We start from the raw sequence: 21,658 nt of genomic DNA on the forward strand, positions 1-21,658 counted from the left end.
ACTTTCCGCCGTATGTATCTACTTTGGGTTGTGAATTGCTTTCAAAAATTATTATCTTAGTGATCAGTCACAGCTTATGGGTAGCATGGAGTATAGCAGCGTTAGTTGTGAATTGCTTTCAAAAATTATTATCTTAGTGATCAGTCACAGCTTAATGTATTTAGATTCCGGTTCTCCTGCTGTTGTGAATTGCTTTCAAAAATTATTATCTTAGTGATCAGTCACAGCCTGATCCCCCGGCGTCCTCTCCTGCACCTTGTTGTGAATTGCTTTCAAAAATTATTATCTTAGTGATCAGTCACAGCTTACTTCCCATTCAGGTAGTATGTTTTCTAGTTGTGAATTGCTTTCAAAAATTATTATCTTAGTGATCAGTCACAGCATTCGAGCTGCTTATTAGCAGGCTACGATGGTTGTGAATTGCTTTCAAAAATTATTATCTTAGTGATCAGTCACAGCTGGAATCTATCGCTGTACTCCTCTGATACTGTTGTGAATTGCTTTCAAAAATTATTATCTTAGTGATCAGTCACAGCAATGGTACAGTAGTTGTTTTAGTAGATGTTGTTGTGAATTGCTTTCAAAAATTATTATCTTAGTGATCAGTCACAGCTCCAGATCTACTAATTCATCTGTATCTCTAGTTGTGAATTGCTTTCAAAAATTATTATCTTAGTGATCAGTCACAGCTAAGGAAAAAAGCTGCCAAAACTTCTATTAGTTGTGAATTGCTTTCAAAAATTATTATCTTAGTGATCAGTCACAGCTAATAGGAATACCGTGGAACGCCAATTTATGTTGTGAATTGCTTTCAAAAATTATTATCTTAGTGATCAGTCACAGCGTTCTTTTTGCTTGTTTGCCCTTTCGATGTGTTGTGAATTGCTTTCAAAAATTATTATCTTAGTGATCAGTCACAGCTTGGAAACGATTGAATGGTACATTAAGCATGTTGTGAATTGCTTTCAAAAATTATTATCTTAGTGATCAGTCACAGCCATTCGTCCAGTTATCAATCGGCGTAATTAGTTGTGAATTGCTTTCAAAAATTATTATCTTAGTGATCAGTCACAGCCATGCGATTATGCTCAAACTAATCAGTATCGTTGTGAATTGCTTTCAAAAATTATTATCTTAGTGATCAGTCACAGCCGTCTTCGGCTCGCTTTCCCATAAACATCGGTTGTGAATTGCTTTCAAAAATTATTATCTTAGTGATCAGTCACAGCGCGAAGGAAGAAGCACAGCTTCAATTCGACGTTGTGAATTGCTTTCAAAAATTATTATCTTAGTGATCAGTCACAGCATGGAAGACGCACAGGATAAGCGAACCGCCGTTGTGAATTGCTTTCAAAAATTATTATCTTAGTGATCAGTCACAGCAGAAATTCAGATCAGAAGGAACGGAAAATGGTTGTGAATTGCTTTCAAAAATTATTATCTTAGTGATCAGTCACAGCAATAATTTCTTCGGATTGCAGCCGTACACGGTTGTGAATTGCTTTCAAAAATTATTATCTTAGTGATCAGTCACAGCTTTTTTTAAGTTTTTCAGCGATGTCCATTGGTTGTGAATTGCTTTCAAAAATTATTATCTTAGTGATCAGTCACAGCCATCCCATAACCCATTAACATATCGTGAAAGTTGTGAATTGCTTTCAAAAATTATTATCTTAGTGATCAGTCACAGCTTGGATTACTGTCAGATGCTCTTCGAGATAGTTGTGAATTGCTTTCAAAAATTATTATCTTAGTGATCAGTCACAGCTTGAAATGCCAGTAGATAAGCCCGCCCCGGGTTGTGAATTGCTTTCAAAAATTATTATCTTAGTGATCAGTCACAGCAATGTTGACATTATGCCAAACCATCATATTGTTGTGAATTGCTTTCAAAAATTATTATCTTAGTGATCAGTCACAGCATGGTTTTTTATTTTATCATGGGAAAGATTGTTGTGAATTGCTTTCAAAAATTATTATCTTAGTGATCAGTCACAGCAATATTGGCACGTCTACAGTGTCGCAAATTGTTGTGAATTGCTTTCAAAAATTATTATCTTAGTGATCAGTCACAGCTGCCTGTCCAGATATATCGCTCTCCATGCTGTTGTGAATTGCTTTCAAAAATTATTATCTTAGTGATCAGTCACAGCTTTCAGCACAAAACCATTTAAAAAGGGTGTGTTGTGAATTGCTTTCAAAAATTATTATCTTAGTGATCAGTCACAGCTTACATTAGCGAGTGTCTGAGCTTGTTCCAGTTGTGAATTGCTTTCAAAAATTATTATCTTAGTGATCAGTCACAGCACCCTGTACGCTTCTACGTAATCCTCCTGCGTTGTGAATTGCTTTCAAAAATTATTATCTTAGTGATCAGTCACAGCTGATGGCGTTGCGGATTGGTATGAGTGCGTGTTGTGAATTGCTTTCAAAAATTATTATCTTAGTGATCAGTCACAGCCGAAATAACCCGCATTGGAAGTACACTACCGTTGTGAATTGCTTTCAAAAATTATTATCTTAGTGATCAGTCACAGCATAGCTTGTATTGTCTTGCTTATCAAAATGGTTGTGAATTGCTTTCAAAAATTATTATCTTAGTGATCAGTCACAGCAGAATTTTCTGATAAATACCCGGAAACAGCGTTGTGAATTGCTTTCAAAAATTATTATCTTAGTGATCAGTCACAGCCGATGTGGTCTACAAATATGAGCGATGCCTGTTGTGAATTGCTTTCAAAAATTATTATCTTAGTGATCAGTCACAGCAATGAATATCAATAGGTATATGAATTTTGTGTTGTGAATTGCTTTCAAAAATTATTATCTTAGTGATCAGTCACAGCAGTGGCTGAAGGTTTATATGCCGAAAGGGAGTTGTGAATTGCTTTCAAAAATTATTATCTTAGTGATCAGTCACAGCTTATTTCAGATATGAAAAATATATAAATCTGTTGTGAATTGCTTTCAAAAATTATTATCTTAGTGATCAGTCACAGCGCTTCTTTTTCGGTTCCCGGATGCGTTCCAGTTGTGAATTGCTTTCAAAAATTATTATCTTAGTGATCAGTCACAGCTCACAAACCTTGCACCAGCATTCATTCTATGTTGTGAATTGCTTTCAAAAATTATTATCTTAGTGATCAGTCACAGCTTGAACTTCTGTTTATAGGTATACTTTCACGTTGTGAATTGCTTTCAAAAATTATTATCTTAGTGATCAGTCACAGCTGAAGCTTAAATTTCGTGACGTAAAATTGTGTTGTGAATTGCTTTCAAAAATTATTATCTTAGTGATCAGTCACAGCTTTTCATAAAAATTAACGGTCAAAATATTAGTTGTGAATTGCTTTCAAAAATTATTATCTTAGTGATCAGTCACAGCTTGAGGTTAAAAAGCTGCAAAATGAAGAATGTTGTGAATTGCTTTCAAAAATTATTATCTTAGTGATCAGTCACAGCATTGATTGTTTTCGGGTGTGCTGGAATTCAGTTGTGAATTGCTTTCAAAAATTATTATCTTAGTGATCAGTCACAGCATCGCCATAATTCTTTGATACGCTTCTTTGGTTGTGAATTGCTTTCAAAAATTATTATCTTAGTGATCAGTCACAGCCTCAAAACACAACCCACTGTTATTCAGTGGGTTTATTTCTTATTTAGGATTTGAAAATTAAAATAATTCAAGCTGTTGGAAGGTTGCTGGTGGCTCTTCTTTATTTCTGGCAAAAAAGATTTCAATGTCACCAAATTGTTTATCTGTAATACACATAATGGCTACTTTTCCGGCTTTAGGAAGTGCAAATTTTACTCTTTTAATGTGGACCTCGGCATTTTCTCGACTTGGACAATGGCGCACGTACATTGAGAATTGAAACAATGTAAATCCATCATCAATAAGCGCTTTCCGGAAACGGTTAACATCCCTCATATTAGCTTTGGTCTGAGTTGGCAGATCATATAGTACTAAAACCCACATAATTCGGTATGCATTAAACCTTTCGGCATTCATATCAGTTCAGGATAAGAGATCAGACGTTTTTCTCCTGTGTAGCATTTGTAAAGGGATGATGCAGTTGTCTTAACAGCAACTAACAAAAGCCTGGTTTTACCATCGATATGGACATCTTTTGTGGCTATCTGAAGAATATGAGCTTTAAACTCTTTTGTCAATTCCTCTGTTTCAGGATTCATTTTCAACCATTGAACTACCAGTAAATCTACAAACGGACGATAAGGTTCCATGAGATCGTCTGCCAAACAATATGGATTGTATTTATTTTTATGAAAAATCCCAAGAACAGGCAGCAAACCCGTTTCAACGATGGCTCTAGCTACAATACTTCTGAGTACCGCATAACCGAAATTAAAAAACTGATTTGGTGAATCTCCGAAACGCTGCCTTAAAAAATCCAGACTAATAAGATATTTCCAGTAATGCTGTGCTGCAATCCCTTCCATGTTGGTAATATCACCACTTTTAACGTTATTTTGATAATCAATCATTGGTTCGTAATAATTCCCCAACTTTAGCAAAACATTTTTCTGATTTTCAATTTTACATTCAATAGTTTGTTTCCAAAGCTGTTTTTTAAGTGGCTCACTTGCTTCCAATTGATCTTTTACCCGATCTGAATGTTCCGTATGTCCATAAAGCGGCAACATAATTCCGTGTGGTAAATGATGAACGTCACAACTTATTATTACAACATTATTTCCCATCATTTTCTGAATTAGATTATGTGAAATTGTAATTTGAAAATGATCTAACATCAATAATCCTAAATCTTCTACAGGAACACTTCCTTTCTCCGATTTCGTTTCAGGACAAAGAATTTTCATCTGCTCATCTTTGAGTTTCAGATATGCCGGATTTCCTATATAGATTGTACGGGTAATCATTTATTATGTTTTGAGATATTACCAAGACGATCTATTCTCAGCTTAATACAATTCTCTTTAATCATTGATCCGTCGATTGCACGTTCCATTTTATTTAAAGTTGAGAATTCTAACTTGTTAGCAATAGATGTGGCAACATCTTGTCTAATAAAAAATATTTGACTTCCTGAAAAACTGACTACTTTATAAATGTTCTTTTGCTTCTCTTTTACTAAATTCTTAAAATCGATATTATGCATATTTTCAAACTCATCTTCCGAAGGAATATAGACCAAATCATTTGGAGAAAGTAAAAAATCTTCTTTATTCTTAAATGAAACAGGAGCCAACCCTTGCTTTTGCCTTTCAATGACTTCATTCAGAGGTATGGTTTCATAGCTTCTTTTTCCTCTATCATCTGTATATACAGCAAAAAAAAGATTTGTCCCTTTGGCTGCTTCTACGTATTTAGCCTTTTTATTTCCTGTTTGGCCTACAGGAAATTTGCTTCCCAATTCAAAAACCCTAACTTTATTAATGGGCTGATGTGGTTTGCCATCATTAAATTTTTCAATGTTCTTATTCAGATCTTCAATTCCTTCCGGCGAGAATGCTACTTCAGAGCTCCCTTTAAATTCTAAATAATTCTTTAGAATCTTTTGAATTCCGGTATCTGTAATTGAATTGATTGTTTTCACATCAAATGAAGTATCCAAACTCCTTCTTGTTGCTGTTAATATTTTTCCTTTGGGAACTTTAACCCAAGGTAAATATACCTTTCCCGAAACAGTTTCTTTATGCATGGGCTTTCGTACTGCCCAATTTATTCCTTCCTGTTTTATTAATTCTTTTGTTTTTCTTCCCTCTCTTTCAACCCATTTTTCGTAATAATTAGTAGCTTTATTAATCACTCTTAAGTTCTGTTTAAAACTGATAATTATGGCCTCTAATTTATTTTTAGCATCAACAGTAAAATTATCCCAAGGTTTCCAAAACTGCTTAGGAACTTCTTTCTCCGTTTTTTTGCCAGTTTGAGGATGATTATAAATTACTTTTTCAAACTTCATCAGCTTTCTTTTTAAATCATATCTTTTTATATCAGATTTAGCTGATTGGTTATTAAGGAGATTAATATGATCTTTGGTTGCACATGCAATTATCAAAGCATCCATGGCATGATGACGATGGTCTATTCTTTTCTTAGAGAAACCTTTTGAAAGCTCAATAGGAACAGTAGGTAAGAATTTCTGGTGGCTTTCATTCCACGCTGTAAAATTATTGGAATTAGTCAATTGATTCATCCTTTCAAAACGAGGAAGTATTAATTCGTTCCATATATCATTCAAACCCCAATCTTGTTTCAGTTGTGTTGTAATCTTTCCATTTCCTGGAATAATATTTTTAGAATTTACACTCTCATCAGTTCCATCTTCTACCCGAACAATATTGGAAAGTACGCCTGAAATATATTTACTGATATGTCGTGTATCATTTAATTGACGCTCAATCATTTTTTCAGGAATTTCCTCTAAAAGAAGCTTGGTTCTTTTACTCCGGTTTTTAGCATAATGCTTCTTTACAAAATCTTCATAAGCTTCCACTTCAAATACCCTCACAGTTTTTCCAAAGCCACATTCTACAGTAACTCCATGAAATTGTTTTATAAAACCTAGTCCGATATAGTTATCTTTTAATTTATTAACTGCAGATTCGCAGATAATTTTATTGTTAAAGCTATCATCGAAATAACGACTTTGGGGGATAATATGCTCAATTTCATATTCCGTTGTAAATAATTTATTCAATGGAATAATTTCTCCAGTGTAGGGCGAACGATATTTTTGCTCGAGCCAAAGCTTATACCTTTTTAAATCTGACGAAGATGGCTGTGCTGTTTTACTTATCTTTAAATACTCATCTTCAATTTCAATTTCAGAATTTAAAACTCCTTCCTCATAAATTTTAAGGATTTCCTGTTGCATTGGTGAAAAAGGACGAACATTTTCCACATCACTATCATTCATCATTTCGGCTAACAAAGCTTTGATACGAAGATTGGTACTTTCATTTTCCGTAACTATGTTAGTCAATCTTTTACGTTCTTCCGCGGTATTTTTCATTTCCCTGCCTAATTCAATATGAATCTCACTGAAGAAGTCTTTTGTTCCATTCCCATATTTAACCCAAATATCTTTTACAACACGAAGGGTCTCTATAATTACCTGCTCTACAATTGGATTACGAAGTGAATGTTGTTTGAATCCTTTTAAAAATTCTTCCAAATCATCTGCAGAATTCCATTTTCCTAAAACAGAAGCTTCTGAATGATGACCGTAAACTACATATTGGGCCAGCCATAGTGGCAAACCCTGAAAATGATTTTCTTGTGTAAGATGTAATGCCTTTTCTCTGACCTTATCTTTAATATTTTCATCAAATTCACCTGTAATTATTTTCTCAATTCTTTTCTGAGATTCTCCAGCAATACTTTCCCAATTCCAATATTTTCCTAAACGCATCAAGGGCAAGAGTTTCTTGATGGCTTTTTCTGAAAAAGAACCATATTCACTTTTAAAAGGAGGAAACTTTTTAAAAGATTCAAAAAATGATGTTCCATCCAAGTTCTTCTTACGAGCAAATGATTTTAATGCTTTTTCATATTCTGTTTTATCATTGACAGAATAGATCATGTGCCAAATACTCTGTTCTATTTCTCTTGTCATAAAATCGACCGGACAATTTTCGACCTTTTCCAACCTCGTTGAAATCATTGTTCTAGTTTCATTGCAGGGATATTTTTTGTCTTCTACATAATTCCATCGATGTGTTTTTTCATTTAACTTAAAATGTTTCAGCAATGCTTTCTGATCAACTTCCTTCCTGTTATTTAAAAAACTAAACAGAACTTCATAGTCTTTGGTATTACTCAGAAACTCTTGTGTAACATTCGTATCATCATCTTTTTTGTAAATGTTCAAATTAAATATCCACTGCCAGATACGGAATTCCTGATAATAAGGATTTGATTTTGGGATCGTTTTCAAATATTGTATCTGTTCCACTTCATTTTCATCTTTATATTTTCTGAACTCTAAAGTACAGTTGGAAACAGATGATTTCTGGCTTCTCAAAGGTCTTTGGTAGAAAATAATGTCATCCAAAAACAAATGAACAAAATCTTTTTTGCTTAATGTAAGCTGATGAGCCTCATTATTACGGTATAATTCTCTTATACAGTCATCATATAAATCAGTATTCTGAAATTCCGAATGAAATTCTTTCTGTTTTTCCAAGATTTGTTTTAGTTCAGCTTTATAGAATTTTCTTTCAATCGTACGAACTAGTTTTCCATTGATTTTTTGCTTGGGGTTTTGAATCAAAGTATCATAAATATAGGTTCCGACAGTTTTATGAGATTTATCGATTTCCTGTTCTGTTCTCTTTTTAACAAGCGTCCAGTCATTTTCACTTGGTGCTCGAAAACTCCTTTTCTCATTTCCTTCCTTATCTGTTTTGACACTTCCATCATCATTTAGATCAGTAGTTACAATAAAATCTCTTGTCTTATCTTTCCAATTAAATAAAGGGATTTTACTCGAACGTCTATAGATCCATCCGTTCTCTAAAATCAATGAATACCAGATGTCTGATTTTCCTCTTTGAGGTTCATCAGCTAAAACATTCACAATTGTTAAAGAATAAAATTCTACCAACTTATTAGGATTTTCTTCCTCTTCCTCACCACGTAATTGGTAATATCCTCGCTTTTGATTAAAGTTCAAAAGAATCCAAGCCAGTTCTTCTTTCTCTATTTTTTGAATAAGTGACTTTTTTCGAAGATAATAAATTGTCCAGTCATAAGGGATTTTCTTACTATTTTCTAAAAGCAGAGGCTGATACTTTTTGAAATCTGACAGCATCTCTTCAAAAGAATTTTCAAAAATAAATCTACTCCTATCATAAACCAATTTTGGCTCTGTTTCGGCTTTAAATTTCCCAAATCTCTTTTCAAAATCTATTTGAGCAGCATAATGTTCCGGCAAAAATCCTAAGACATTTAAAATCCGATGAAGTCTTTCTCTACGTAATAGAAATCTTTCGCGAAGCCTTCTTACCCCTCTATAACCTGTACGCTCTGCCGTTTGGGACACAGAATTTCCTTTTCCAAATTCACCTAAAATATCCTGAGACATGGGAATAATTCTGCTTCCCATTCCAAGAATTTCCCCTTGCTTATTTTCAAAATCCTGTTGAATTAATGCCCATCCAATTGAGTTTGTTCCTAAATCCAATCCAAGTATAGTCTTCATATGATTATTCATTTAGTTTTCATAGTCTTATAAAAATAGAAAGAAAAAAGTTATCCAAATTATGGGTTTCCGTAAATCAACTAATAATTTTTAATTTATATTTGTATTAATAATTTTGAAAAGCAATTCACAATAAGGATTATACCGTTGTGAAAACATTTAGCGCCTCGACTATCTTCGGGGCATTTTTCATATAACTTCATCTTCTATTACTTCCTTAAGATAAGAGTTTTTCAGGAATTCTAAAACTTCTAAAGTATCTATACTATTTTTTACGCCAACAAAAACTTTTCAATATCTTCAAAATCTATAAGTTGTCTGGAGTTCAGCCTTTTCATCAGTTGTTTATATTTTTTCGTAGGCTTACCTTTGTAATATTTCTTAAAATTCTTTTTATATATTTTCTCATAAATTCCATCATCTAAAGGACCAAAAACTTTCCCCCACTCCCTCCATTTTTTAGATTCCAGCTGCTTTTCATAATAGACATCATTAAATGCTGTCCTGTGCAGAAAGTACCCACTGTTTAAATGTAGCTTTCTACATACCTTCTGGGTATTTGGACATACAAAGAACCATAACAGTCCGTTTCCAAGATTGGAAGGTCTTGTTATAAGTCGTACTTTATAGTTAATATGAGACTGTTGCCAGGTATAATCAAATGTAACTATACCTTCTGTGTCTGTGGTTTCAATTATAACGGTAATAGAACTGGTCTTTTCTCCATTCCGATCTGTCCAGAAAACATTTTGATTAAGATGCACATTGGGTTTTAAGTAACCCAGCTTTTTCAAATCATTAATAGTTATGCGTTTCAAACTTTCAACCTCATCGGGATTGCTGCTCCATCTTCCCATAATTTATATTTTTTGTTATTCTTTTTATCACTGCTTTTATATTCACATTATTAAATTTTGCTGAAGCTCAATAAAATTTCCATCTCTTTCCCAACTAAAATTAATAACCTAAATTATTAAGGAACTTTTTAAATCTATTACTTGGCTTTCATTTCAAACTCCCTATTCATAATACTTCTGAGACATTTTGGAACATATCCAAAAATAACAACTACTTAAAACAGCTATTTTTCCTAATTCTATTTCTAAAACACCCTATTAATCGGCAATAAAGTCAAAATACAATTTCAATATCAAAGTTTAATACAACTCGTAAAGCCATTAAGTCTATATCCATGTTTGAGAATTCTACACCAGGAAAATTATTACTCAATTCCGGCAGTTCCATATTTAATTCCTGTAGATCTATATTTGGTATATTCCTTTCCGCGTCTACCAAAAACAAAAAATCAACTTCTAAATCTGAAAACTCAGTTTCATTTTTTTCAATCATATATTTCTATTTGTGGTCTTTACTATTTTCATGCATATTTTTAGATGAATCATAATTCCCAGCACCTTTATTTTGTTCCTCTTTTCGTTACTGAAATTGTCTTTTTCATTTCCTTCAATTCAGACTATTATATTTGGACTTTTCGACCCTATATCTGAACGGTAAAAAAGTCCAAACTTTTGTTTTTTGTTTTCGTTGAAATTATCGGTAAAAAAGTCTAAACTTTTTCCTGTTAATTCTTCCATTTTTTGTTTTATTAATTCCGAAACCTTGCCTTTTAAATTTTGAGAATATTTCAATGTCATTCCCGCAAATCTATTCTTGTGGTAGTATTTGTCTTTCTTGCTGAGATTTATCCAGTAATTAGGGTTTCTATAATCTTTGAGCTTGTTCCTCTCCAGGGGCTTCATCTTTGCTTCATCCATTGTATAATCATAGAAATAAACTTCATGAAATTCTTTTAATAAAAGCTTTTTGAGGGGTTTAATTATTTCAGGCTTTAAAACATCCGGTAAATGCATAATCCCTAAATCATTTAGTATATTCATTTTTAAAAACTTAATCTCAAACCGTAAAATATTAGGCTTTAATTGTTTTTCTATCGTTGTTTTCAAAAAGTTGATTTCTTTCTGTTCCTGCTTATTTTTTATATTTGGTTTTGGGGCAATCTTCTTTAATTTCTTTTCATACTGAGCAGTTTTATTGTAAATTTTAATGATATATTCTGTTTTGGCTGACTGGTAATAAAAAGACCCCGAAATGGTTTTATTAAATTCTACGGATCGGTGAAACAAAAGGTTTTGAAGGATTTTATTCGGATCAAAAGGTAACTCAATGTTTACACCTATTTCAATATTTTCCAGTCTGCAATACCCAGGCTTTAATCTGAGTTCTGTTTCAAGATTTTGTAATGCTGAGGAAAAGTTTTGCAAATCAAAATCATTTCCGTTAAAATCTGTCCGGTTAAAAAATTTATGAATGCTACCCTTTACGATTATCCGTCCGGAAGGATATTTAATGATCTGCATTCCAAAATATTCACCCTCCTTTTTATTGTCGGTTTCTCCGGTTTCATTATTGACAGTAATAATAAAATCAGTTTTGTCTGTGGGCAGATCATAATTCTTATCTGTATATTGGAGTTTTACAAAGTCGATCGGCATAATTTCATTTCCTTGTAAAGACAAAAGGTTAAACCTTTGTCAGGTTTGAATAACGAAAAGGCATATAATATCTTCTTATATCCCTTTTTTATGGGCTACACTTTGAACAATCCGTATTATCTTTTCCTTAAAAACGGATTTCTCACACGGATAAAATTCAGGAAAAATACTGAGTTCAATAAACTGATTATCTTTAGAATAATAGACAATACATAAAAGTTTTCTCTCTTCTATAATTACATCTGTACAATAGAAATTACCTACTCCGGTAGGTCTTAATCCCAGGCGTGTACAGACAGACCAGCTGGAGGCATCCCGCAGCCTCAAAAGGTTATTGAAGCCACTAAAGGTATTGTAACCATTATTCTTTTCAATGCGCAGCAATTCTGGCAGGAAATGATCTTTTCTGGTTGAGTTCAGATCTTTTCTTCTATATTGCCTGAAGGTCTTTTTAACCTCATCAAGACTATAGATAATAGTTTGATAGCGATTCTTTGTTAAGTATGGCATGAGAGAAAATTTAATCATTAACAATCATTGCATTTTCTATCTCATCCAGTCTATAGTAAACTCTGGAGCCGAGTTTATGGGGTTTCAGAATTCCACGCTTACGCCACTCATGAATAGTAGGTTTAGACACACCAAAACGCTCACATACTTCATCAGCAGAGAGATAGCGTTTGGGTTCATTTTCTTTGAAGGTTTTCTCCAAATCAGTAAGTAAGGATTCTTTTACTTTACTTACGATTTCATTGATGAAGTTTTCGGGTTCTACTCCGATAAAATTAATTTGTTCCATTGTATTGTGATTTTTTATCGCTGTTTCACAATACAAAGATTAAAATTATGCTTACTGTATTTTACTTGATAGGGGTAGATCTGAGGTAGTGTTGCGGTAGTAGATGGATTAATATAATTTCAGAATATAGCTTCAGTAGCTCTTTGAGTTATAGAAATTTTTGATCTTCATTCTATGTTTTTCGGTTATCTGATAATCTTTGGAAGATTTATTATTGCTCCTTCTGTTAAGACAGTATTTTTTTACATTGGTATAGCTTCCTCCAATCAGATTATAAATAATTTTATATTCATTTTCGGAGCTTACTCCATCCTTAACAAGTTTGGCAAACATGCCCAAGTGCTCCAGAAGAGCTATTTTTTCAGGAATTGTCAGGTTACTTTTCATCTCTGCTTCTTCCTTAATTTCAGGAGTGATCTTTTCTAAAATAAATGTATTGATGAGTTTCATTTCATTTAAAAAAGCAAAGTATTGATCGTAATCAAAGAGTATAACACCCATTTTAAATCTTCCTTCTTCAAACATCGTATTTCCTTCACCATCTTTGACAGGTTCATTATTATCGTCATACACAACTCTTGCTTCTACTATCTCCTTACCTATCTTAAAGAATGGAAGCAGCTGATAAATGGTATTATTAAAATAAAACCTTTCATGCCGAACAAAATTAATAAAATCATCTTCAAAATCGTAAATAAACTCTACCAGCCGATTATCATTACATAAATTGAACTTTTTCCTAAAATTGCTTTCAAGAACACCTATACAGATAGATACATAATTCTGAATATCATATTCTGTTGTAATGCCTTCAACACCAAATGACATATCTATTACAGCATATTTGGGGTCTTTGAATTTAAATTCTCTGTAGCCTACTAAAAAGCCTGCCCTGGAATAAAGGATTTTAAGATATTTTATTTCATTCCTCTCCTTGTTCCCTCTTAACCAATATTTTAGGTCAGCTTTATAATGATCTGTAAATTCTCTGAAGGAATAATAAAATGGTATATTCATCATATTTAATTTTTAGAATACTAAATTAAATAGCTGATGCGACAAACTGTGTCGCATTAAAAGTTTTCAAAAGTATTTGGATCCGGTTAACATAATTTGAACTGTGTTAATGTTTTCTAGTTCCTTTTTAGATTGCGGTTCAATCCTCGACTCAGTTTGTGCTATCCAAGATTCTAAATCGATTTATTTTGTAAGTATTTATTTTTTCGAAATGCTCTTTATACTAAAGAAAAAGGAATCATTCAGAGTATATAACGAAAAGTGAACAACCTAGATAATCTCATAATCGAATTTTTTTAGAACACTAAATCTTATAAAAAAAAATTAACAAAGATCGAAGAGTTTAAAAAGAAGTAAAAGGAAAGAGCCCGGTGGAATACCGAACTCTTTTCTGTCAAAATATTGTTTAATTTGTCTAAACTTTTGGTGCAGTCTATTTTTGTGAAGAGTTTGTTTTATTTTTTAAAACTAAATAACATTTTTCATTTAGAGGATTAATTAATTTTTTTCTTTTTAAAATAAATTTTTTTTCCTCTACATAAGCAATACTATCACTTCCTTTCAATGAACTCTGATATTGGGAACTCAAAAATAAAGTGTCCTTTTTAATCATCCAAATTCCTGACAACCTCTCGATAGAACTCGGATAGGTTAATACAAATACATTATTTTTTTTTAGTGATAAGATATTACTTGGTGCATCCGTAGAATAACATATATTCTCATATTTTCCTAATTTTAACTGTGAACTACAATTAACTAGGAAAATGCACAATAATATAAAAATTAGTTTTCTCATTTTTTATAATAGGTTTGCCCCTCAACACGAAATGCTTTTCCTTGATTCGCTATATTTTGTAAAGCTACTTTTCGTTGAGCAGGTGGTAGTTTCATAGCTCGGGATATTTCTGGGTGATTAGTTGTATTTATTGGACCAGTAGGAAGATTTTTATATGCATCTGGTAGACTTCCTGTACTATATGAATCATTTTGCCCAAACAACTTACCTCTCTGATAACCAACAACTTCATCTGTCTTATCATGTAAAAAAGCAACACCTTTTTCGTCTTGATCTCTTGTTACACTTCCGCTTTCTCCTGTTTCAAATTGATAACCATGTTTTAATTCATGGGCAAACATTGCAAGACCAGAATTTTTTGGGAGTACCATATAAGCTTTTCCATTATTATAATTAAATCCAAAGGCTCCAGTTTTAAAACTAGAATCACTCAAGTCATCATTTTCAATTACATCATAAATTTGATTTGAAGCTGCCATAGTTGCCGTTTCACCTCTAACTGACTCTAAATCAGCATTATTTGCTTTTAAATCAGCTATATTGCTTTTCCATCTCTTAATTTGTCCAGCTTTTCCTCCAGCAGCTATTTTAGATTCAAAATCTGTTATTTTAACATTATTTTTGGCTTGCCTAGAATTAATATCAGCAATTAATCTATTAACCCATATCCAAGCATCTTCTGTGAATTCATTACCATCAATATCAAAATACATTATTGGATTATTACCCGCATAATGGTAGGGAGATAATGAAAAATATTTTTCTGCTTTATTGTCAACAACTCCCCATCTACCCAAATCCGGCATATAAAATCTCGCCCCATAATCATACATCCCAGTTTCTTGTAGTTCTTTTCCATTATACTTGTAACTATAATAACTTCCAAGATTAGCTCCTTCGAAAATCCCCTGAATATGGTTCAATCCAAAAGGGTAATAGTCATTCTTATCCGTTACTTCCAGAAGTCCTTCGCTGTTTTTTGCAAAGCTTACCCTGGCATTTCCAAGGTGATCTCTGTATTGGTAAATATAACGGTTTTCCGTGAAACTGTAAAATCCTTCTGCTGTTGGAACAAAATCCAGCTTCCATTGTGGTGTTAAGTCAATATCAGGAAAAGTTTTTGCTACGTTGGTGTACGCCTGCTCTTCAAAAGCATTATCCGTTTTACAGGTCAGGCATATTCCTCCGCCTTCTAAATAGCTGTATTGAAAACCATCCAGATAATCTGTAATATGGGTGGAGCCTGAGGCGCCTCTACGGCCTTGCTTGTAATAATTCTTACGAAGCTTTGTTCCATCGGCACGGTAAAGATAAGTTAACGTGGCACTTGAAGGCTGTCCCAACATGAATGGGTCGGGAAGGATAATGGAAAAGCTATCCGGCAGGTTAAGATAATTGTACACAATACTCTGGATTCCTTTGTCTTTCATATTGATCATATTACCATTCAGGTCATAATCAATGGTGTTATTTCCGCCCTCATATCCGGTGTCATTAAGCGCACTTTCGGTTACTTTATCCAATCTGTTTCCTGTATACTGATAGGTTAGGTTATCCACTGTTGTGGCAGTTGTGCCGGAAACAGGAACTGCATTTCTTTTTAAGGAAGCAATATTTCCGTTTACATCATAGGTTAAACGCTCGTCATAATTTTTATTATGCGGGTTGGTAGTCTCTGGCTCTGCATATTCAGCATCAGTTAATCTGTTAAGTTTATCATAAGTATAATTATATCTTTTGAGATTATTGAGAGTAGACACATTCCAGTCTATTTCAGCAATACTTCCATTGTATCTGCCGGGAGCAATTGTCGAATAAACAGGATCAGTATATCTTAGTGTATATCCAAATAATTTTCCGTTAAGGTTAGCCGGATCATTGATCTGGGACATCCAACCCCTGATATTGTATTTGTAATCAATGCTTTGAAGTGTGGCAGAAGCTGTAATACCTCCCAGTTTCTTATTAGAAATCTGAGAAAGCTCATTATAGGTATTCTGTACCAGGATTTCTTCAGGATTGCTGTCTACTTTATGTTTGTGGACAAGAAGCCTGTTCTGATGGTCATATGTAAAGTTTTCAGTAATCACTCTTTCGGTGTCCGCATCCAGCCTTTTATGTTTTGTAACCATAGTTTGTGCTACCCCGGTAAAATCCAGTTTCGATTCTGTTTTGGTATAACCTCCCAGATGATTAATGGAATAAGTACCAATTCCACGGCCTTTTTTATCATAGTAGTTATAGTTCTTTGTCCAGTTGTCATCTTCAAGATTCTTTATAAAACTCATAACTGGAAGATTATTTGTGCTGACATCTGCTGTAGGGCTATCCGTAGACGATAACTGGCCTAAAACAGATGTTGGGAAAGTCGGGTTAAAGCTGTATGGTGGGTAAGAATCATAATAATTTAAAGAAAGTAATGTAACCCATTTAGAAGAATTGGGATATGTATTATCTGGATTTCCGTAGTATACTGGCATACCCTGTCTTTCAAAAAGAGCGGTGCTCAATCTATTGACGTTATTAAACGCTAGACCGTCTGCAATTTCTTGCTCTGCAATTCTTGATCCACCAGTATTAATTCCCACAATAGCTATTCTTCCAAACTGATCATACTTCGAATACTGCCATTGCCCCTTTTCCCTTAAATTAGCATCTTGTGTAGCAACTAATCTATCCTGCCTGTCATAAACAAAGGATTCTAAACCTTTATTTGGCAGTTTTCGCTCAACGAGTCTGAGTCTTTTATCATAACGATACTGATAGCATAGTTCATTTAAAACAGCATCTGGAACTACAGTTCCGGGACTCAAACTTTTGATCATATCTGAAGCCTTGGGAGGAATTACAAATGCGATTTGGTTCTGCTCATTATAAACATAATAAGTATCTGCATTTTCTGTTTGGCTTAAGACATTTCTACTAAGTAACGTCTGCCCTTCCAGATTTTTAAATTCTATTCTAATATTTCCATCTTCATCTGTGGTGATATTTTTATATAATTGTTGAGCTATAAAAAATCCGTTTGATGAATTTGTCACAGCTACTTTCAAAATAGAGCTGGTTCTGTTTTCTACCCATGTAGTTGTGGTAAAGTACTTTCTGACTTCTCCATCTGTATTTGTATCATAATCGAATTTTACAGGTTTTGAAGACCAATCATTTCCAACATTGATCTGCTGAAGCATTTTGTCTAGTGGAGAACTTTCTAACCTTTTCTCGGAATAAATCTTTTCCGATCCATATATATCGGATTGTGTTGCGTTACTCAAAGGATTAGAATAAAGCTCTCCGTCTTGCGTCAGCGACTGTGGTACCGGAAGGTAAAATTTCACCTGCCTTCCGAACTCATCATATTCTAAATGATTAACTACATCTCTTCCTAAAGGGGATGCTTTTACATTAACCACTTGTTTCGGTCTTCCCAAACCATCAAAATACTGAACCGTATTAATTTGTTTAGCGGTTGTACTTGTAGCGGTTACAGGTTCAAGATAACTTCTTGATTGTATATAATTTTCTGTTGCTGTTTGCCCATAACTTTGTACAATAACAGAGAGTAAAATGAGCGTACTTAATAATTTTTTCATCATTAATTAATTTATAGAGAAGGTAAAGTCAAAAACCATATTCATGTCGTTAACCAGAGAGGGAGATGCAGAACTGATCTTAGCCGTGATATTTCCGTTAGGATCAATTGTTAACAACCAAACTCCATTAGCAAAAGTACTACTGGAACGCTGCCCTGAAGGTATACAGTTTCCACTAATCTTTCCTACTACAACTCCTGTGCTCCAAGGAAGATTACTAAAATATCTGAATCCCATCTGCACTCTGAACTCATTTGTATTATTTAGAAAAATTGATCCATAATGAAATTGGTTGATCCCGCTTCCCTTAGTTACAGAGCAATTCATCGTAGTACAGGTACCATACAGATTTGCAGCTGCTTGCCCGTTGCTATTAACATCATTTTGAGCCTGTTGATTTGCATCATCCTGATTGATAATCGAGGTATACTGACCCTCTGGTACAATATAGGTATAGTTACCACCTATAGCATTGGGACCACAATTATTACGTGTAAAAGTCCCACTCTTTATTGAACTATAATGCTTGGTTGGTGTAAAATTGTATTTATTATCTTTGAGGATATTACCTTCTTTATCTAATACCCTTATAAGCCTGTTGGATGCATCATACTTATAGAATTCTCTGAAGCCAGATGGGGAAGTGATTGTTTTAACTCCAATTAAAGGGTCATAAGTATACACGGTAATTTTGAAATCTTTAAACTCCACCCTCTTTCTAAAATTATCTAATTCAGCAATTAGACTAGATTCAGTAGATTCATCTGTATCCAGATCTGATTTTTTAACGATATTTAATTGCAGGTATGAATTGTTATCATTAGTATCTAATCCAAAAGCCTGCATAACCTGTGAATAAGTTCCTCCTTCTATTTTTGCAATTGGATGGGTTTGCTTATATCCCCAGATAACTGTAACTGGTGACCCTTCTTTGGTAGTATACTGCAAGATTTTGCCCTTTGAGTTATATTTATCAAAAGTTCCGTCTACAGGGGTGTTTATATTTGGATCATTTAAATTATATGTAGTTACTGAAGTGGGATTGAAATGAGTTAGATTATCAAATTTAATTGAACGGTTAAGAATTTGGACCCCATTCTTAAACATACTGGTTCCTGTATTGTCGGATAAAATATTAGCCTGAAGAAATCTACTCATTGAACTGGATTGCCCGGCGGATTCACTAATTAAATCTGAATCAGGTGTCAGAGTCTCTGTCTTCCATAACAAATTGTAATTATTATAAATATAATCTACTTTTGTTAAAAGTAATTTATTATTTAAATAATCTTTTGTTTGCGTTTTTTTCAACAAGGATTGTTTTGAAAAAACAGGATAAAAGCTGAATGCTGTGACTGGATTATCTACAAGATCAGGCTGATAAACCCCGTTGTTATTACATGAACTCGCTATTACACAGGCATTTGTGTATGCAGTGCTGTAATAAATATTAAGTGATGAGCCATAGAATAAGCTGGAAAGTGAATTTGAATATTCATTCTCAATTTCTCTAACTAAGGTATCATTAGAATCAAATAACTTTATTCTGTTTACTAGTCCATTCTCTGGATTATCCTTAGATTTAATTTTAGGGAAATATACTGGCACTTTATCATCTTTGAATTGATATTCAGTTTCAGGATTATTATAATAATAGGTTACTGTTTTCCCCTTAGAAGTGTTATTATTATCCACCTCCTTCTTCGTTACAGAAGAATAAGCAACCATATTTCCTGCTGAAAGTGGAGACGAAGTATTATCTGAAACGGCAAGAAGGGAAAGGGTTGTAAAATTGTATGTAGTAAAACTATTATAACTACCGTTCACTCCGGAAATAAGCCTTGTGGTTGTTTTCTTAAAAAGATCCAATGGGTTATGAGATTTACCGCCCTCATATTCAAATATAGTTTGCGTTAATATATTATCGTTAGAGTCATAATTTATTTGTTTCTTTAATCGTATGCCATTACCATTAGTAATTGCTGACGGATACTCATTAACAAAGAGATTGTCGGCACTATTAAGCTCGTAATCAAACTTTGCATATCCTGTAGTTGGATATGTTATTTTTTCCAAAATCCCCGCTTTTGCAAACTCCAGATTAGCTTTTCTTTCATTATTATTTTTATCATTTAAAGGGACATTTGTTCCTCCGTTCAGCGTAAAATTAAAGTCCAGAGGATTTGGAAAAAGGGTTTTGTTTTCCAGATTTCCATTAAAATACCCCCAATAGTCAACGGCAAAGGAGTCTTTTTCCGGAAGTAACACAGCATTATATTTAAAAGAATAGTGATCAACATCATTTATTACAATGGCATTGAGTTTTAATCTTTTGTTAAAACGATTAACATCGGTAATGGGAAAAGCGGTCGCCGGAATATTTAAATTCCCGGCTTCGGAACGTACAGTTTTAGTATTCTGCGCCGTAAAATATGAGTAATTAAAATCAATCTTTTGGGCTATTTGAGCTATATTATTTTTAACTACTATTTTATCAAGCTTGCTATTTTTTGACCAGTCTTCCCTTTCGGAATATTCAAAACTTACCGTACCAAAATCCCCGCTAATATCTTGTACCAGCAAAACGTTTTTTGTATAATATCCCAAGTGAAAACCTACTGGAATTAAGTATTCTCCAACAGTTTGTGAAGTCAAATAGGGTACGCTTGAATAATTCGGTCCGTTAAACGAGCCATTGTATTCCCCTCCGTATCCATTTGTCGGTTTACAAGCACCACTATAGTAAGTATTGGCAGGAAAGAGGCTGTCATTGTGTGTATAGTAATTAGAAGCTAATGAGAGATTCATGTGCTGTGCATAAGCCGGTATTGAACCCGGTTCTAAGCTCTCCTTATAATTAATAGTAACTGTCCTATTATTTTTATCGATGATTTTAGTCACAACATAATTTCTTCCCTGTACATTTGACATAGTGGTTGTTCCATTAGAATTTATTGAAGCAACTCCAAATTCTTCAGCTTTACTGAAGTAGTATCTAATCCCTGCAGGGCTTGTAATAATAAATAAATCAGATGTATTATACTCTATTTTATATCCTCTTTTATTAATGCTTTCAAATGTAGGAGCGAAACTCAAATTCGGATAGAGATTGGTCTTAAAATTCTTAGTTATGAATTCTATTTTCTCTCCAAATAAATTGCATATAAAAATATCGGGGGCAGTATCATACTCGGTGAGTCCATGGTTATAATTTTTAAAATATCCTCCAATAGGAAGCATTGCTTTCATTGACTTATAATAAGTATATTTATCATACCCCAATTGATTAAGATACTGAGAAGGGATAGCCGAATTTTCACAAGCTTCAAAATTATTTCTTGTAAAGGGCGGAGTACTGTCATATAAAAAATCTAATTTTAATTTATTGTACTCACTGAAGTCATCAAACCCTCCGGAAACATACTGTGTTATTGTTGCCATTGGAATTCCCCAACCTAATCCTACATGGGAAGCTTCATCACGAACTTTGATACCATTGCCTGAAATATAATTTAGATTTAAAGGAATGTTAATGTCTCCTTCCTCCACGTTATACAATGGAATAGAAGGTGAATTTGCTCCGATATATTCTGAGTTTTGTATTTCACCATAACGTTGAAAAGTCTGAGTTGAAGGAGTTTTAGGAAAATCATTAAAATAGTAGGCTCTATTTTTATCTGCTTGAGCGTATAATTTAACAAACGATAAAATTAAGGTTGTTATAAATGTAATCTTTCTTTTCATCATAA

General features: G+C 33.4%; 12 protein-coding genes and 1 CRISPR repeat array (1 of these 13 cut by a window edge). All 12 genes read right to left on the minus strand.

The genetic code is table 11. From position 1 onward, the window contains the following. Positions 1 to 3,616: direct repeats of the CRISPR family, unit length 47 nt; unit sequence GTTGTGAATTGCTTTCAAAAATTATTATCTTAGTGATCAGTCACAGC; it begins 2,437 nt to the left of the window's first position. 57 nt (positions 3,617 to 3,673) lie between these two features. The 12 genes from cas2 to B7E04_RS21660 all read right to left on the minus strand — a co-directional run bounded on the left by cas2 (position 3,674) and on the right by B7E04_RS21660 (position 21,656). Then, the gene (gene cas2, locus B7E04_RS21605) at positions 3,674 to 4,012 is read right to left on the minus strand and encodes a CRISPR-associated endonuclease Cas2 (RefSeq protein ID WP_080780566.1); all 339 of its coding nucleotides are present in this window, start codon (positions 4,010 to 4,012) and stop codon (positions 3,674 to 3,676) included. Continuing rightward, complete coding sequence (gene cas1 / locus B7E04_RS21610; protein ID WP_080780567.1) at positions 4,009 to 4,902, minus strand: type II CRISPR-associated endonuclease Cas1; 894 nt, start codon at positions 4,900 to 4,902, stop codon at positions 4,009 to 4,011. The genes cas2 and cas1 overlap by 4 nt, the downstream gene beginning before the upstream one ends. Next, positions 4,899 to 9,191: a type II CRISPR RNA-guided endonuclease Cas9 gene (gene cas9 / locus B7E04_RS21615; protein WP_080780771.1), complete on the minus strand. Its 4,293-nt coding sequence runs from the start codon at positions 9,189 to 9,191 to the stop codon at positions 4,899 to 4,901. Before cas9 ends, cas1 begins: the two co-directional genes overlap by 4 nt. 272 nt (positions 9,192 to 9,463) lie before the next feature. Continuing rightward, a complete protein-coding gene (locus B7E04_RS21620; protein ID WP_080780568.1) occupies positions 9,464 to 10,048 on the minus strand; it encodes a hypothetical protein in 585 nt (194 codons plus the stop codon). Between the two features lie 274 nt (positions 10,049 to 10,322). Next, positions 10,323 to 10,541, minus strand: a complete 219-nt coding sequence (locus B7E04_RS21625; RefSeq protein ID WP_080780569.1) for a hypothetical protein — start codon at positions 10,539 to 10,541, stop codon at positions 10,323 to 10,325. A gap of 119 nt (positions 10,542 to 10,660) precedes the next feature. Then, a complete protein-coding gene (locus tag B7E04_RS21630) occupies positions 10,661 to 11,473 on the minus strand; it encodes a hypothetical protein (protein ID WP_139785468.1) in 813 nt (270 codons plus the stop codon). Between the two features lie 306 nt (positions 11,474 to 11,779). Further along, the gene (locus tag B7E04_RS21635) at positions 11,780 to 12,214 is read right to left on the minus strand and encodes a hypothetical protein (protein WP_080780571.1); all 435 of its coding nucleotides are present in this window, start codon (positions 12,212 to 12,214) and stop codon (positions 11,780 to 11,782) included. A 10-nt stretch (positions 12,215 to 12,224) separates the two neighbouring features. After that, positions 12,225 to 12,503, minus strand: coding sequence for a helix-turn-helix transcriptional regulator (locus B7E04_RS21640; protein ID WP_080780572.1), 279 nt, complete (start codon positions 12,501 to 12,503; stop codon positions 12,225 to 12,227). Positions 12,504 to 12,635: 132 nt separating this feature from the next. Then, entirely contained in the window at positions 12,636 to 13,523 is an 888-nt protein-coding gene (locus B7E04_RS21645; protein WP_080780573.1) for a hypothetical protein, read from the minus strand. Positions 13,524 to 13,953: 430 nt separating this feature from the next. Then, on the minus strand, positions 13,954 to 14,319 hold the full coding sequence (locus tag B7E04_RS22045; RefSeq protein ID WP_139785469.1) for a hypothetical protein: 366 nt from the start codon (positions 14,317 to 14,319) through the stop codon (positions 13,954 to 13,956). Beyond that, positions 14,316 to 17,909 (minus strand): DUF6443 domain-containing protein, encoded by a 3,594-nt coding sequence (locus B7E04_RS21655; RefSeq protein ID WP_165439488.1) that lies wholly within the window; start codon positions 17,907 to 17,909, stop codon positions 14,316 to 14,318. The genes B7E04_RS22045 and B7E04_RS21655 overlap by 4 nt, the downstream gene beginning before the upstream one ends. 6 nt (positions 17,910 to 17,915) lie before the next feature. Then, positions 17,916 to 21,656, minus strand: a complete 3,741-nt coding sequence (locus B7E04_RS21660; RefSeq protein WP_139785470.1) for a DUF5977 domain-containing protein — start codon at positions 21,654 to 21,656, stop codon at positions 17,916 to 17,918. Positions 21,657 to 21,658: the final 2 nt, after the last annotated feature.

The organism is Chryseobacterium phocaeense (assembly GCF_900169075.1).
Taxonomy (GTDB): Bacteria; Bacteroidota; Bacteroidia; order Flavobacteriales; family Weeksellaceae; genus Chryseobacterium; species Chryseobacterium phocaeense.